The following is a 15,186-nucleotide window of genomic DNA, read 5'->3' on the forward strand; positions in this document are numbered from 1 at the left end:
CTCTGATTCGGGAGTGCGGCGACCCCTTGGTCGATATCCGTAAAGGCACTGCCCTGCGCTATGGCCCGCCTCCTGAATGCCCCGAAACGGCACATCACTATTGTCTGCTCCGGCGCGACGTCTACCAGCGACTGCTCCGGGTGCAGCAGTCGCTGCCTCAAGGCTACTACCTACGGCTCTACGAAGGACTCCGAAGCCTGACCGTGCAAGCGCTTCTCTTTGAGCAGGAGCATGCAAGAGCGTGCTCGAGAATGCCCCACGCGCCAGCAAGCGAAACGCATGCCTCCGCAGCGCGCCTTGTCGCCCCGGTCACCCATTTCGACGGGAGCATGAACATTCCACCTCACAGCACCGGTGGCGCCGTGGATGTGGAAATCGTCGATGAATCCGGAAAGGTGATAGACTTTGCCATGGAGATCTGTGATTGGGCCAACGTGGACCCCAAACTCTGCGATCCCATGTGTCCGGATATCTCCGATGAAGCGGCATCGAATCGCAGACTGCTCGCGGAGGCAATGACACAAGAAGAATTTGCCAGCTACAGCCATGAATGGTGGCACTTTTCCTACGGCGATCCGCACTGGGCGACATTCACCGGCAATACCCATGCAATCTATGGCCCTTGTACCGAGACGATGATCATCGCTGCAAAACACACCGCAATTTGATGACCTCGCCAACGCAATGTTTATGCAAGCTCTCGTGATTGAGCTTCCCAATTCGATTGATTAGCCGACCAGTTTCATGCCCAACCCACGCATTTCCACCGACCCGGCCGAGCAGGACGTCGCGGTCATCCACCGCTTCCTCGCCGAAGAATCAAAATGGGCGCGCGGCATTCCGCTTGAGCTGGTGCGCGAATCGATCGCCAATTCGCTGAATTTCGGCCTGTTCGTCGGCGAACGCCAGGTCGGCTATGCGCGCGTGGTGAGCGACTACGCCACCTTCGCCTACCTGCTCGACGTGTTCGTGCTCGACGCGCATCGCGGCAACGGTTACAGCCGGCTGTTGATGGACGCGGTGATGGATCATCCGCGTTTGCAGGGGCTGCGCCGCTTCGTGCTGTTCACCAGCAACGCCCACGGCCTGTATGAGAAGTTCGGCTTCACGGCCCCGGCGCATCCGGACACGATGATGGAAATCATGGTGCCGAACGCCTACGCCGCGCGCTGATTCAGGCTCCCGCCGGCAACGCGCCTTTGAGCACCAGCGGCAGCCCTGCGGCAACGAACACCGCGTTGTCGCAGACCGCCGCCACCGCCTGATTCAGCCGCCCCGCCTCGTCGACGAACAAGCGGTTGATCGCCCCCAGCGGCACGATGCCCAGGCCGACCTCGTTGGCCACCAGCACCACATCGCCCGCCACCTCGGCCAGCGCCGCCAACAGCGCATCGCGCTCGCGCCCCAGTCGTTGCGGCAAGGCGATCACACCGGTATCCGGATGCTCGCAACCGTCGCTGAACAGCAGGTTGGCAATCCACACCGTCAGGCAATCGACCAGCACCAGCCGCCCCGGCGTTGCCTCGCGCCGGATGACCTCAGCCAGCGCCAGCGGCTCTTCGACGGTGCGCCAGGCCGCCGGCCGGCGCGCCCGGTGATGCGCAATCCGTGCCGCCATTTCGACATCGCCAACCGCGGCGGTCGCCACCACGGTGACCTCGCGCCCGGACGCCTGCGCCAGCTTTTCGGCCAGCGCGCTCTTGCCCGAACGGGCGCCGCCCAGAATCAGCGTTGTCGTCATCTCAAGCTTCCTTGGCCGCTTCGGCGACCAGTTCGATAAACGCCTGCGCCGCCGGCGTCGGTTGCCTTGCCCAGACGCAGTAAACGCGCCGGGTCGGCGCATCGCGAACCGGCACGGCAGCGAGGCCGGGCAAGCCCGCCGCCAGTCCGGCCGGCACCATGCCGACGGCCAGGCCACGGCGGACGATGCGTTCGAGCAGGCCAAGATGGTCGATCTCGAAATGCACATGACGATCATAACCGGCGGCGCTGAACGCCTCGTCGGTCTGGCGACGGGCGCTGCTGCCGGCGCGGTAATCGACCCAGCGCTCGGCAGCGAGCGCCTGCAGATCAAGCTGCGAGCGCGTTGCCAGCGGATGATCCGGCGGCAGCAGCGCCACCAGCGCCTCGTCGCACAGCAGCAGGGTATTGAGACCGGTGATTTCCTCGCCCGACCACAGGCCGACGAAGGCGACGTCGGCGCGGTGTTCGCGCACGTCGGCGAGCATGGCCTCGCTCATGCCCGAGGTCAGCCGGACGTCGACACGCGGATGGCGGCCGTGGAATCTGTCCAGCAGCGCCACGACGTCGGGCGCGGTCAGCGCCGAAATCAGCGACACCGCCAGCGTGCCGCGAATCTGCCCGGAGGCGGCGGCGACCTCGTCGCGAACGCGCTGGGCATCGTGCAACAGCTGCCGCGCCGCCGGCAAAAATGCGCGGCCGGCCGGGGTCAGCCGCACCCGGCGCGAACTGCGCTCGAACAGCGGCGCGCCGAGTTCGTCTTCAAGCCGGGCGATCTGGTGGCTCAGCGCCGATTGCACCGTATGGCAGGCCTGGGCGGCACGGGTGAAGTTTTCGGTCTCGGCCACCGTCACCGCATATTCGATTTGTCTGAGGTTCATTGCATCGTGAAACAAGATCAATCCAATCAAAACAATACATTGGCGTGATTGAATCTACCAGTCGATACTGATTACCAATTCAATGTTTCAGGATGCAATCTTGTCCGCATCAATCGTACAACCGAGCAGCAAACTCACTCCGGCGCTGGTGGCGCTGATGGCTTTTGCCACCGGCCTTGCCGTCGCCAGCAACTATTACGCCCAGCCGCTGCTGCATACGCTGGCCGATACCTTCGGCGTCTCGACCGGCATGGCCGGCTTTATCGTCACCGCCGCACAGCTCGGGTACGCGATCGGACTGGTGCTGCTGGTGCCGCTGGGCGATCTGCTCGAACGCCGCGGGCTGATCGTGTCGATGACGCTGCTTGGGGCGATCGGACTGATGATCACCGCCAACGCCCAAAGCATCACCATGGTGCTGGTCGGTACCGCGCTGACGGCGCTGTTCTCGGTCGTCGCGCAGGTCTTGCTGCCGTTCGCGGCGACGCTGGCGGCGCCCGAGCAACGCGGCCGCGTCGTCGGCACGATCATGAGCGGGCTGTTGCTGGGCATCCTGCTGGCGCGCACCGTTTCCGGCGTACTGGCCGGCATCGGCAGCTGGCACACCGTGTACTGGGTCGCGGCGCCACTGTTGGTGCTGACCGCGCTGGCGCTGTGGCGCGTACTGCCGACACACCGCGAAACCACGACCTTGCGCTATCCGCAGTTGCTGGCATCGACCTTCCGGCTGCTGGCCGAGGAACCGGTGTTGCGGCTGCGCGCCCTGCTTGGCGCGCTGTCGTTCACGATTTTCAGCGTGTTATGGACGCCGATGGCGTTTCTGTTGTCGAGCGCGCCGTATCACTACTCGGATGTGAGCATCGGCCTGTTCGGGCTGGTTGGCGCCGCCGGCGCACTGGCGGCGGGCTATGCCGGCCGGCTGGCCGACAGCGGCCACGGCGACCGCGCCACGCTGCAGGGGCTGCTGCTGTTGCTGGCATCGTGGCTGCCGATCGCCTTTGCCGAATCGTCGATCATCGCCTTCATCATCGGCATCCTGGTGCTCGATCTGGCGGTGCAGGCGGTACACGTGAGCAACCAGAGCGCGATCTACAAACTGCGCCCCGAGGCGCGCAGCCGGCTGACGTCGGCCTACATGACCTGCTATTTCATCGGCGGCGCCAGCGGCTCGCTGCTGTCGGCGTGGGCCTACGGCCACGGCGGCTGGATGCTGGTCTGTGGTCTTGGCGCCGCGCTCAGTGCGATCGGTGTCGTTGTCTGGCTGCTGGCGACACGGCGTGAACCAGCGACAGCCTGAGCACGACCCACAAAAAACGGCGACCCGAAGGTCGCCGTTTTCATTGGACATCTAGCCAATCTCAACCTGTGCCAGTCGGTGAGCGAGCCAAAGCAGTTTGTCGCCGCCCGAAGCGCAGGAACCGGAGTGGACGTGAAGTCCATGAGGATTCCGAGCATCGGACGGCGGCAAAATGCGCAGGCGCAGCCGCCGAATGGCGCAGGCTTATTTGGTGTTGTCGATCACCACCTGCCCGTTGTACTTCACCTGACCACGGAACATGTAGTCGACGCATTGCTTGTAATCACCCGGATTGGCGAGCGAGAACGGCATCTGATAGTCGACCAGCTGGCAAGCCCACGAGACGCCGCCCGGATTGTTGGCGTTGTAGCTCCAGGCCTTGTCCAGATAGGTTTTGGTAGCCGCGGCCGAGCCGGGCTGGAAGCCCTTCATCGCCGCGCAGCCAAGCTGCTCTGACGCCGGCACCGGTACACCCAGCTCGGCGGCAATCGACTTGTACGCGGCTATGCGGTTCTGCACCTGCGACTTCTCGGCGCCACCGCCACCGCACTCGATACCGCCGTTGATGATGAACACCGTCGCGCCGAAGCCCGGGCTCATATTGTTGGCGACGTCGACCGCGTTCGGCTGCCAGGTGCCGTCGACCACCCAGGTCATCGGCGGCTTCGGTGATTGCGGGTAGACCGCGAACCAGATCGCCGAGGCAAAGTTCAGCCAGGTGTCGGCAACGCGGCCCGGGTTGTCGAGCAGCACGTTCACGTCACCGTACAGCGACTTGCTGAACGGGCCGTAGTTGTAGTTCCACGACAGCTGCTTGGAGCCGCGACCGAAGTAGTCGATCGTCTGGCCCGACGCGTTCTGGCCGCACGGGTAGAACACCGAGAAGATCGAGCTGCCCGCACCGCGGAAGCAGTCCTGGTACGCGCCGACGGCCGAACCCTCGACATAGCCGTTTTCGCGCAGATACCACAGCGCCTGCTTGTACGTCGGGATCGCGGTGTTCTGCGGCATCGTCGCCAGCACCGGGTTGTTCTGCGCCGGGTAGCTGCGCGCGGTGGCCGGGGTCAGCGCCGGCCAGTTGGCACCGGTTTCCTGCGTGAAGTGGGCGAACGACGTTGCCAGCAACTTCTTGCAGATCGCATCGCTGTCGCGGCCATCGCTGTAGGTCGCGCAATAGGCCGGGAATTTGGCCACGCCGCGCAGGAAGTTCACGTAGGTGTAGCCGACATTGCGAACCGGGAAGAAGGCATCGAACCTCGCTTCGCCCATCACGCGCTCGACGCGCAGCACGTTGGCCGGATTGGCGGCGCGGCCGGCCACCACGACCTCGACCTCGGCATCCGGCAGCACCGCCAGCGCAGCGCGGATGCGGGCGATGGCACCGGCGTCGGTACCGGCCTGCGACGCCAGCGCGTTTTCGGCGGCGGTGAACTGCGCATCGGTCGGATAACCGGCCGGCGCGGCGACGAAGCTCACCTGCGGCTTGTACGACGCGGGGGCCGGGGCCGGGGTCGGGGTCGGGGTCGGAGTCGGAGTCGGAGTCGGAGTCGGAGTCGGGGTCGGAGTCGGAGTCGGGGTAGGCGTCGGGGTTACACCACCGTTTTGTATTACTTCCCACGGGCCCCACTGATCAGCGCCCGGGACATTGTTCTGTGTCCACCACTTGGCCTTGTAGGTCTTGCCAGCATAGCTGACACACTGGCCGGCGTTATACACCGCCGTGCCCGACCAAGCCGCGCAACCGCTCGGCGTCGGTGCTGGCGTCGGTGCTGGCGTCGGTGCTGGCGTGGCGGTCGGCGTCGGAGTTGGCGATCCGCTCGCTACCTTCTTCCACAGCGTCGACGTCGCCGCCGGGTTCCAGTTGGCGCCAACGTAGGCGGTATGTGTCACCAGAGCCTGGTAATCGCTGCCACTGTACGAAACGTAGGCACCGGCGGTATAGGTCTGGCCTTCTTGCCACGCCGGGTAGGCTGCATACGCCTGCGCGGTGGCAACGACCGCGAGTGCGGCCGCGATACGGTTGAAATGCATGTCTCCATCCTCTTGTCTTTGCGCCGCTCGTTGGCGGCACTGCGGGCGAGGATAGCCGCCTCCACGGTGCCGAAACGCTCGTCGCTGACAACCGGCCTAGTCTGGCCAGTCCGCTTGTAAGGTCTGCAGAGATGCTTGTGCAGCGCGGCATTCAGCGCTGACGAACAGTGCGCCGGCGCACGGCGGGCAGTGGAAGGCATGCGCGCCGTCGTCCCAGTCGAACGCCAGCCGCGTGGCATGCAGATAGCCACGGTCGGCCTCACTGCCGCCATAGCGGGCGTCGCCCAGAATTGGCGCCGCAATGCTTTTCATCGCCACCCGCAGCTGGTGGGTGCGGCCGGTGTAGGGCTTGAGCGCGAACAGCCGCAACCCCGGCGTGACGCTCAGGCTGACGAAGCGCGTTTTGGCGAACAGCGCGGCCTCGCGCGTCAGCCGCCAGTTGCCGCCCCGCCCGGCCGCCATGCCGCCGGCGATCAGCCCCTGCTTTTTGAGCGGCTTGCGATCGGACAAGGCCAGATAGAGCTTGTCCATTTCGCGCGCGGCAAAGCGTTCGCCAAAGGCGCTGGCCGCCTCGCCTGAGGTCGCCAGCACCAGGAGGCCCGAGGTGATCACATCCAGCCGGTGCACCGGCCACAGCGCCGCGCCGTACAGATCGCGCACGCGCTCGACCAGCCCCGGCGTTTCGCCGTCGCGGTGGAACGACAGCCCCGGCGGTTTGTAGGCGACGACAAAGTCGCCGGCCGCATGCAGCACGGCCGGCTGCCACGGATCGGACGGGACAAGTTCAAGGCAGGAGGCAAGCATGGCGGATCACGGCGGCGTAAAATCGGCCCATTTTACCGGCGGAACACAGCCATGAAACTCATCATCATCGCCGTCGGCCACAAAATGCCCGGCTGGATCGAAGACGGATTCGGCGAATACCAGAAACGGCTGCCACGCGAATTCGCGCTGAGCCTGATCGAACTCAAGCCCGACAAGCGCGCCGGCAGCAAGACGCCGCAGCAGGTGATGGCCGAGGAAGCCGAACGCATCCTCGCAGCGATCCCGCAGGGCGCGCGCGTGCTGGCGATGGACGAACGCGGCGCCAACTGGACCACGATGACCTTGGCCGAAAAAATGAAAGCTTGGCACGTCGACGGCCGCGATACCGTGTTCATCATCGGTGGCACCGACGGCCTCAACCCAAGTGTCAAGCAGCGTGCCGACCAGCTCTTGCAGCTATCGGCGATGACCCTGCCGCACGGCATGGTGCGGGTGCTGCTGGCCGAACAGTTGTACCGGGCGTATTCGATCCTGCACAACCATCCCTACCACCGCGAATGAACAACGGCTGCGAGCGCCGATGACGGCGTCGGTGCGGTGCTCGGAATCCTCATGTACCTCCAGTACATTCCGGTTCCTGCGCGCCACCCTCCTTGCCCTCGACGCTCTCGCTCGTTGCGATACATTTGCGATGAAAAACCAGATTCTTTTGCCGCCACAGGGGAGAAAACCGCGACCAATACCCTTCAGAAGCGCCGAACACGCCCGCCGGGCGGAACCGGCGAGTGCCGATCAATGGACTTGCATGTGGGCCTTAGCATGACGATACGCGGCATCAGCCATTTGACCTTCATCGTCCGCGACCTTGATCGCAGCGCGCGCCTGCTGTCCGAAGGGCTCGGCGCCGACGAGGTTTACGACAGCGGCGACAAACGCTTTTCGCTTTCGGGCGAAAAGTTCTTCGTGCTCAGTGGCGTGTGGCTTGCGCTGATGGAGGGCGAGCCGGTCGAACGTTCATACCGGCACGTCGCATTCGCGATCGACGACGCCGATCTGCCGCGCTACACAGCGCAGCTGCAAACGCTCGGCGTCGAAATCAAGCCGCCGCGCCCAAGAGTCGACGGCGAAGGGCAATCGCTGTATTTCTACGACTACGACAACAATCTGTTCGAACTGCATACCGGTACGCTAGCGCAACGGCTCGCGCGGTACACACGATAACCCTCACCTGGATCACCGACCATGCTGCACCACCTGTCTTTTGCCGTGACCGACCTGGCGCGTTCCGCCGCGTTTTATGATGCGGCGCTTGCTCCGTTGGGTTATGTCCGCGTCTTTGCCGATGACACCTGCGTTGGTTATGGCTATCCCGGTGGTGGCGACAAGTTTGCAATCAAGCTGCGCGCCAACGCCGCAATTCCAGACTCAGGGTTTCACCTTGCATTTGCAGCGCCTGACCGCGAATCGGTCGCCCGTTTTCACGAGGAAGCACTCGGACATGGCGGCCAGGACAATGGCCCCGCTGGCCTGCGCCCGCACTACGGCAACGATTACTACGCAGCGTTTGTGCTTGATCCCGATGGTTACCACGTTGAAGCGGTGATCAACAATTAGCTATTCAAGCGGAATCGATCCGCTTGTGCATTCCTTATTCCGCCTAACCGGCATAACGACAGGCCAATATGATCGACCTCTACCTCGCCTCCGGCAGCCCGCGCCGCCGTGAACTCCTTGGCCAGACCGGCGTCACCTTCGAACGCATCAGCGCCGAGATAGACGAAACCCCGCTCGCCGGTGAAACGCCACGCGATTACGTGCTGCGGCTCGCCGCCGCCAAGGCCGAGGCCGGCTGGGCGGCGATGCTGGCGCAGGGTCTGCCCGCCAAGCCGCTGCTCGCCGCCGATACCACCGTTGCGCTGGGCGATGTGATCCTCGGCAAACCGGTCGATGCGTTTGATGCGACGCGGATGCTCAAACTGCTCTCGGGCACCACGCACGACGTGCTCACCGGCGTCGGCCTGCGTACCGCCGATGGCGTCGACGTCGTGCTCTCGCAGAGCCGCGTCACCTTCATGAGCCTGAGCGACGCCCAGATCGCCGCTTATGTAGCGAGCGGCGAACCGATGGACAAGGCCGGCGCCTACGGCATCCAGGGACTGGGCGGGCTGTTTGTCGCCAATCTGGCCGGCAGCTTTACCGGCGTCGTCGGCCTGCCGCTACACGACACCGCGCTGCTGCTCGGCCGCCACGGTCTGGGCCACCTCGCCGAACAGGCATAGGGCGACCTCACGGCAGCCCGTCACGGCAGCGCGAAGACATCGCCCAGATAATTGAGGAAATTCACGTCCTCGCACATGCCCTTGCCGGGGCTGTCGCTGACCTTGGCGACCGGTTGGCCGTTGCAATACAAAAGCTTGATGACGATCTGCAGCGGCATCGCGCCGCAATCGTTGGATAGATCGGTGCCGATGCCGAAGCTCGTCGGCGCGCGCCCGGCGAAGTGCCGGTACAGCGCGAACGCGCGCGGCAGGTCGAGCCCGTCGCTGAACACCAGCTGCTTGGCCGACGGATCGATCTTCATCTTGCGATAGTGGGCAAGCGCCTTCTCGCCCCAGGCGTAGGGGTCGCCCGAGTCGTGGCGCAGGCCGTCGAAGAGCTTGCAGAAATACAGGTCGAAATCGCGCAGGAAGGCGTCGGTGCCGACGACATCGGTCAGCGCGATGCCGAGGTCGCCGCGGTATTCATGCACCCAGTGCTCGAGCGCGTTGCGCTGGAAATCGCGCAGCCGCGAGCCGAAGGCCTGAAACGCCTGCAGGTACTCGTGCGCCATGGTGCCGATCGGCACCAGCCCGTGCCGCATCGCCAGCAGCACATTGCTGGTGCCGCGGAAGTACGGCTGCGCCTCGCGCGCCAGCGTGGCGACGACCTCTTCGTGCCAAGCCCGTGAAAAACGCCGGCGGGTGCCGAAGTCGTAAAAAATGAACGGGAAGCACTGTGCCGGCTCGGCGGCGAATTCGCGCAGCAAGGCCAGCTTGGCGGTCAGCCGTTCGCGCCCGGTCGCCAGCGCTGCCGCCGGGTCGACATGGCGGAAATACACCTCGTTGACGATCGCCAGCGTGTAGATCTCGAACAGCATGCAATGGAGCATCGGCCCCTTGATGGTGATCGCGATGTCGTCCGGATCGCTCGCCGGCACCGACACGGTGATGAAATGCCGCTGCAGTTGAAACAGCCGCAGGAAGTCGATGAAGTCGGATTTGATGAAGCGCAGTCCGCCCAGATAGGCGAGCTCGTCCTCGGCAAAGCGCAGTGCGCACAGCTGATCGAGCTGGGCATCGATCTCGGCGATAAAACCGGCCAGCGGCACATCGGGAACATTGCGGCACTTGAAGCCGTATTCGGCCTGCGTCTCCGGCTGATGATGCAGGATCTCCTGCATCATCGTGAACTTGTACAGATCGGTGTCGAGCAGCGACACGATTACCGGAACGGCCATCAGGCGTCCTTATCAGGGGCGGGTGAGCGTCCGATTTTAGGCCGTATCCGGCCCCGGTCACCACGGCAAGCTTTAGCAGCAGCGTGCAAGCCGTCCGTTTCTTGCCACTCTCTTACTGAAAACGCACCATTCTGGGCTATTTATGCCGTTTGCGTGGACGCAAGGTCACATTCTCGCAACATTGCTTACATCATTGAGCGCCGCGGCAAAACCCGGGGTTAGAATGAACCGCATAAGTAAAAATTGATATTCGTCGCACGAACAGGCGGATAGTCCGGAGGAAACACCATGTCGATGTGCCAACGTATTGCCGGCGCAGCCTGCGCCATCGGGGTCGCCGGTTTCGGCATCCTGCTCGGCTATCAAAGCATTGCGGGCGGCAGCCAGCCCGATGGTGTTGCCTGGACGATTGCCCTTGTCGCGCTCGCCGCCCTCGGCGGCGTCACCTTCTGGCTGGCGCGGCGCATGCTCAACCCGATCGCCGGCCTGCGCGATGCGCTCGACGCACTGAATCGCGATGGCGATCTGGCGGTGCGCGCGCCTGAAAGCGCCGGCGACGCCGGCGAGATCGCCGTGGCGTTCAACCGCTTCGTCGCCCGCCAGCAAACGGCTCTGCGCGAGGCGCAACGTGAAATGGAAGCGCTGGCGATCAGCCTGCACGAGCTGACCGCGCTGACCGGGCAGATGGCCAAGGACACGCGTACCCAGTCCGACTTTGCTGCAGCATCTGCCGCGACGGTCGAGCAGATCACCGTCAGCATCAACCACATCGCCGAACACGCCAACGACGTCGATACCACCGTCGCCGACACCAGCCGGCAATCGGCCGACAGCGCCGTTGCGGTCGAGCGCGTCACCGAGGAAGTCGGCCACGTCGCCACGGCGATGGCCTCGCTCGGCACGACGATGAACGGGCTGTCGAAAAGCTCGCAGGAGATCGGCAGCATCATCGGCGTGATCCGCGACATCGCCGACCAGACCAATCTGCTGGCGCTGAACGCCGCGATCGAAGCGGCGCGCGCCGGCGAAGCCGGGCGCGGTTTTGCCGTAGTCGCCGACGAAGTGCGCAAGCTGGCCGAGCGCACCGGCCAGGCGACCATCGAGATCGCCCAGCGCATCGAATCGGTCGGCAAAGAAACCCAGAGCGCGGTCAGCAATATGGCCTACACCTCGCAGCGCGTCGGCCAGAGCGTCGAGCGTGCCGGTGAAGCGCGCACGCACATGCTGCAGATCGCCGAACGGATGAATCATGTCGTCGACGTCGTGCGCGAGATCGCCGACGCGACACGCGAGCAGTCGTCGGCGACGACGACGATGGCGCAGTCGGCCGAGCAGATCAACAGCATGGCGCAGGCGACCGACTCGGCACTGCACAACGCCAGCCAGTCGCTGAGTTCTCTCGACGAACGCGCCGCCAAGGTGCTCGAGATCGTCGGCCGCTTCAAGCTCGCCGACATCGAGGTCCAGCACGGCTGGATGGCATCGAGCGAAGCGCGCGCGGTGTCCGAGATCAAGACACTGCTGAACGCCCAGGGCCACCACTGGAAGGACGCCAGCGGCGGCGCCAACCCGACCGAAACGCTCAAGCGCCGCATCCAGCAGGGCGATGCACCGACCGCCGCGGCGATCGGTGGCGTGAAGATCATGAACTGGGCGCGCGACGGCGTCTGCGCCGACCTGAGCGAGCTTGCCCGCAGCGAGCGCTGGTCCAGTTCGCTGCCAGCGGTGTTCGACGCGATGATCCAGCACGACGGCCGCTACGTGGCGGTGCCGCTCGGCGTCGCCCGCACCAATATGCTGTGGGTCAACGCCAGCATCGTCAAACGCCTAGGCCTGACCGCGCCGCGCACGTGGAACGACTTCTTCGCGATGGCCGACAAGCTCAAGGCGGCCGGCATCCCGGCGCTGGCGCACTCGGAACAGGGCTGGCAGGTCGGCACGGTGTTCGAAGCGGTGGCACTCGGCACCGGCGGCACGCCGTTCTACCTGTCGGCATTCAGCAAGCTCGATCCGAGCGCGCTGACCGGCTCGCAGATGATCACCGCGCTGGAAACGCTGAAGCGCCTCAAACCCTACATCACCCCGGATTCGGTCGGGCGCGACTGGAACCTCGCCACCGCCGACGTCATGAACGGCCGCGCCGCGATGCAGCTGATGGGCGACTGGGCCAAGAGCGAATTCACTCAGGGCGGCAAGACCCAGGGCAGCGACTACCTGTGCTGGCCAGCACCGACCAACAACGGCGACTGGTGTTTCGCCGCCGACACGCTGACGATGTTCAAGCAGACCGACCCGGCCCGCGCGGCCGCGCAGCGCGACTTCGTCTCGCTGTTGATGAGCCGCGAAGGCCAGGAAGCGTTCAACTTCCACAAGGGCAACATCCCGGCGCGCACCGACGTCGACCTCGGCCGCTTCGACGACTACTCACGCCAGTCGGCACGCGACTTCGCCAGCGCCGCGCAATCGGGCGTGCTGGTGCCGTCGTGGGCGCACAATATGGCGATGCAGGACGATGTGCGCTTGGCCTTCTTCGACGTGATCGAGGCGTACTGGAAGGACGACCGGATGAGTGCCGCCGACGCAGCCCGCCGGCTGGCCGACGCGGCACGGCGCTGAACAACAGCAATAAATCCGCAGTGCTTTGAGACCCGTCTCCGGACGGGTTTTTTCTTGCCGATCGATTTTGAAACCGGGTGCGCAAGAACCGGGAAGCGCGCCACGCCCGGCTGGCCGATGCTATAAGCGTCGTATCCGCACCGGAGTCCGCCATGTCATCGACCGCCAGCATCGAAACACGCATCGCCGCAGCTTGCAGGCAGATCGATGCCGCCGAGACGCCGCCGCCTCTGGCCGAGCTGGCCGCCGCCGCCGGCTTGAGCCCGTGGCATTTCCACCGTCAGTTCAAGGCGGTCACCGGCGTCACGCCCAAGGCCTACGCCGCTGCGCAGCGTACCCGCCGGGTGCAGGAGGCGCTCGCCGCCGGCAGCAGCGTCACCGAGGCGGTGTTCAACGCCGGCTTCAACGCCACCAGCCGCTTTTACGCTGGCAGCGATGCCACGCTGGGGATGGCGCCGCAACGCTTCCGCAGCGGCGGTGCCGGTGAAGCCATCCGCTTCGGCATCGGCCAATGCTCGCTCGGCGCGCTGCTGGTCGCCGCCACCGCCACCGGCATCTGCCGGATCGAGCTTGGCGACGATGCCGGCACACTGCTGCAAAGGCTGCAAGACCTCTTCCCCAAGGCCAGCCTGATCGGCGGCGACGCCGAATTCGAAGACTGGATGGCGCGCGTCGTCGGGCTGATCGACGCGCCCGGGATCGGCGCCAGCCTGCCGCTGGACATTCGCGGCAGCGCCTTCCAGCAGCGCGTATGGCAGGCGCTGCGGGCGATTCCGCCGGGCAGCACCGCAAGCTATGCCGACATCGCCGAGCGCATCGGCCAGCCAAAGGCGGTACGCGCGGTCGCCAATGCCTGCGGCGCCAATCCGCTCGCCGTCGCCATCCCCTGCCACCGGGTTGTGCGCACCGACGGCGGCCTCGGCGGCTACCGCTGGGGCATCGCCCGCAAGGAGGCGCTGCTGGAGCGCGAAGCGGAGCAGGCCCACTGAACGCAAGCAGTCTCAGGCGGGCATCACCAGCATCGGCCTGATTCCGGAAGACGTCGGCCTGACGGTATCCAGGACATCGGCCTGCCCGGGCTGGATGCGACAGCGGCCACAACCGCGATCATCGGGTTTGCCCGTGCTCGAATGCCACGCAAGGCAGGTATCGATGTGACGTCGCCCCTCGCCTGAATCGGCGCCGGAAACGCAAAAACCCCTGATCTTACGATCAGGGGTTTTAAACTTGGTTGCGGGAACAGGACTCGAACCTGTGACCTTCGGGTTATGAGCCCAAATAAAGCCACCCTGAATAAGCAACTTTTTCAATAAAATCAAGGCACTTCTATACCCTGCTCTACTTCATTTTACTGCCATTTGCTGCATTTACTGCTGCAAATTTGTGGCAAGCTCGTGCTGTGCTAGTCCCCAATCCGCCGAACTGTGGGCGCCCCCAACTGTAGTCACACTCACATCTCTGCCTGATGATTCAAAGTGTCCTTAAAGGACACTTTGCGGTCGGCTATTGCTTGTTTGCCGCTTGCAGGCTGTACAACGTGGAACGAGATACGCCGAAATGCCGACTGATTTCAGCAACGGACATTTCCCTGCTCTTCATCATGGCCAAGGCAGCTCTCTGCTGTTTGGCGTCCAATCGCTGCGGACGGCCGCCTTTTCGGCCACGAGCCCGCGCCGCATTCAAGCCTGCCACAGTTCGTTCACTGACGAGCTCACGCTCGAACTCGGCCAATGCCGCAAACAGATGGAACACGAGTTTGCCTGTAGGGGCACCGGTATCGACGGATTCCTTCAACGATTTGAACATGACGCCGCACTTTTCCAGATCGTTGACAATGCGGATAAGGTCTTGCAAGTTCCGTCCCAGCCGGTCCAGCCGCCATACGACCAAGGTATCGCCTTCTCGCAGGGCCTTCAGGCAGTGAACAAGTTCCGGCCTGTCGGTCGTCTTGCCACTAGCTCTGTCTTCATAGGTGTTGGTGACCCCTGCCTCCTTCAGCGCGTCCCGCTGAAGGTCGAGCGTTTGCTCGCAGGTGCTGACCCGTGCGTATCCAATAACTGCCATTCCATACCCTTTTCCGAACGTTGATTGTTGGAGGAAATGTTGAACATCTGAAGGGGTATAGCGTGGCGTTGGAGCGGCAAAAGTGTGTGCGTCCGGAAAACCATCGTTTTCTGGATTCGGTCGAGCTCAATCGGACAGGTCAGATATGCCCAACCAAGGCTTGAGCGCTATTACCCAACCGATTTCCGCCGCGGCTTGCTCGCGCGCTGTCGTGGCTTGGCCTCTCGGATCAGTCCAACTACTGGTGACAACTGACCAGCGGAAATCGGACGACATGCAGCTTGGTTCAAGTGACC

Annotated in this window: 15 protein-coding genes; 9 read left to right on the forward strand and 6 right to left on the reverse strand. The window is 64.3% G+C overall.

Features of this window, described 5'->3' with window-relative positions; translation table 11 throughout:
* Nucleotides 1-26 precede the first annotated feature (26 nt).
* Both JLC71_RS12310 and JLC71_RS12315 read left to right on the forward strand, forming a co-directional pair.
* Nucleotides 27-668, forward strand: coding sequence for a M15 family metallopeptidase (locus JLC71_RS12310; RefSeq protein WP_200915761.1), 642 nt, complete (start codon nucleotides 27-29; stop codon nucleotides 666-668).
* 76 nt (nucleotides 669-744) lie between these two features.
* Complete coding sequence (locus JLC71_RS12315; RefSeq protein ID WP_200915762.1) at nucleotides 745-1,173, forward strand: GNAT family N-acetyltransferase; 429 nt, start codon at nucleotides 745-747, stop codon at nucleotides 1,171-1,173.
* A gap of 1 nt (nucleotide 1,174) precedes the next feature.
* On the opposite strand, the gene cobU is transcribed toward JLC71_RS12315, so the two are convergent.
* Both cobU and JLC71_RS12325 read right to left on the reverse strand, forming a co-directional pair.
* Nucleotides 1,175-1,741 carry a bifunctional adenosylcobinamide kinase/adenosylcobinamide-phosphate guanylyltransferase gene (cobU, locus tag JLC71_RS12320; RefSeq protein WP_200915763.1) on the reverse strand — a complete coding sequence of 189 codons (567 nt, stop codon included), beginning with the start codon at nucleotides 1,739-1,741 and terminating at the stop codon, nucleotides 1,175-1,177.
* Between the two features lies 1 nt (nucleotide 1,742).
* Nucleotides 1,743-2,621 (reverse strand): LysR substrate-binding domain-containing protein, encoded by an 879-nt coding sequence (locus JLC71_RS12325; RefSeq protein ID WP_200915764.1) that lies wholly within the window; start codon nucleotides 2,619-2,621, stop codon nucleotides 1,743-1,745.
* A gap of 100 nt (nucleotides 2,622-2,721) precedes the next feature.
* Here JLC71_RS12325 and JLC71_RS12330 point away from each other — a divergent pair, with 100 nt between their 5' ends.
* The gene (locus JLC71_RS12330; protein WP_255517237.1) at nucleotides 2,722-3,918 is read left to right on the forward strand and encodes an MFS transporter; all 1,197 of its coding nucleotides are present in this window, start codon (nucleotides 2,722-2,724) and stop codon (nucleotides 3,916-3,918) included.
* A 204-nt stretch (nucleotides 3,919-4,122) separates the two neighbouring features.
* Here JLC71_RS12330 and JLC71_RS12335 read toward each other — a convergent pair whose 3' ends face one another.
* Both JLC71_RS12335 and JLC71_RS12340 read right to left on the reverse strand, forming a co-directional pair.
* Nucleotides 4,123-5,949: a glycoside hydrolase family 19 protein gene (locus JLC71_RS12335; RefSeq protein ID WP_200915765.1), complete on the reverse strand. Its 1,827-nt coding sequence runs from the start codon at nucleotides 5,947-5,949 to the stop codon at nucleotides 4,123-4,125.
* 96 nt (nucleotides 5,950-6,045) lie between these two features.
* Entirely contained in the window at nucleotides 6,046-6,753 is a 708-nt protein-coding gene (locus JLC71_RS12340; RefSeq protein WP_200915766.1) for a pseudouridine synthase, read from the reverse strand.
* Between the two features lie 51 nt (nucleotides 6,754-6,804).
* Here JLC71_RS12340 and rlmH point away from each other — a divergent pair, with 51 nt between their 5' ends.
* The 4 genes from rlmH (at nucleotide 6,805) to JLC71_RS12360 (ending at nucleotide 8,993) form a co-directional block, all read left to right on the forward strand.
* Nucleotides 6,805-7,275 carry a 23S rRNA (pseudouridine(1915)-N(3))-methyltransferase RlmH gene (gene rlmH, locus JLC71_RS12345; protein ID WP_200915767.1) on the forward strand — a complete coding sequence of 157 codons (471 nt, stop codon included), beginning with the start codon at nucleotides 6,805-6,807 and terminating at the stop codon, nucleotides 7,273-7,275.
* 258 nt (nucleotides 7,276-7,533) lie between these two features.
* Nucleotides 7,534-7,935: a FosX/FosE/FosI family fosfomycin resistance hydrolase gene (gene fosX / locus JLC71_RS12350; protein ID WP_305066871.1), complete on the forward strand. Its 402-nt coding sequence runs from the start codon at nucleotides 7,534-7,536 to the stop codon at nucleotides 7,933-7,935.
* A 21-nt stretch (nucleotides 7,936-7,956) separates the two neighbouring features.
* Complete coding sequence (locus JLC71_RS12355; protein ID WP_200915768.1) at nucleotides 7,957-8,328, forward strand: VOC family protein; 372 nt, start codon at nucleotides 7,957-7,959, stop codon at nucleotides 8,326-8,328.
* Between the two features lie 68 nt (nucleotides 8,329-8,396).
* Nucleotides 8,397-8,993 (forward strand): Maf family protein, encoded by a 597-nt coding sequence (locus JLC71_RS12360; RefSeq protein ID WP_200915769.1) that lies wholly within the window; start codon nucleotides 8,397-8,399, stop codon nucleotides 8,991-8,993.
* Between the two features lie 20 nt (nucleotides 8,994-9,013).
* Here JLC71_RS12360 and pncB read toward each other — a convergent pair whose 3' ends face one another.
* Nucleotides 9,014-10,210: a nicotinate phosphoribosyltransferase gene (gene pncB, locus JLC71_RS12365; RefSeq protein WP_200915770.1), complete on the reverse strand. Its 1,197-nt coding sequence runs from the start codon at nucleotides 10,208-10,210 to the stop codon at nucleotides 9,014-9,016.
* A gap of 288 nt (nucleotides 10,211-10,498) precedes the next feature.
* Between pncB and JLC71_RS12370 the strand changes: the two genes are divergently transcribed.
* Both JLC71_RS12370 and ada read left to right on the forward strand, forming a co-directional pair.
* Nucleotides 10,499-12,826 (forward strand): extracellular solute-binding protein, encoded by a 2,328-nt coding sequence (locus tag JLC71_RS12370; protein WP_200915771.1) that lies wholly within the window; start codon nucleotides 10,499-10,501, stop codon nucleotides 12,824-12,826.
* 152 nt (nucleotides 12,827-12,978) lie between these two features.
* Nucleotides 12,979-13,815: a bifunctional DNA-binding transcriptional regulator/O6-methylguanine-DNA methyltransferase Ada gene (gene ada, locus JLC71_RS12375; RefSeq protein WP_200915772.1), complete on the forward strand. Its 837-nt coding sequence runs from the start codon at nucleotides 12,979-12,981 to the stop codon at nucleotides 13,813-13,815.
* A 514-nt stretch (nucleotides 13,816-14,329) separates the two neighbouring features.
* Here ada and JLC71_RS12380 read toward each other — a convergent pair.
* Nucleotides 14,330-14,890 (reverse strand): recombinase family protein, encoded by a 561-nt coding sequence (locus JLC71_RS12380; RefSeq protein WP_200915773.1) that lies wholly within the window; start codon nucleotides 14,888-14,890, stop codon nucleotides 14,330-14,332.
* Nucleotides 14,891-15,186: the final 296 nt, after the last annotated feature.

The sequence above is a fragment of the Jeongeupia sp. HS-3 genome (assembly GCF_015140455.1).
GTDB lineage: Bacteria > Pseudomonadota > Gammaproteobacteria > Burkholderiales > Chitinibacteraceae > Jeongeupia.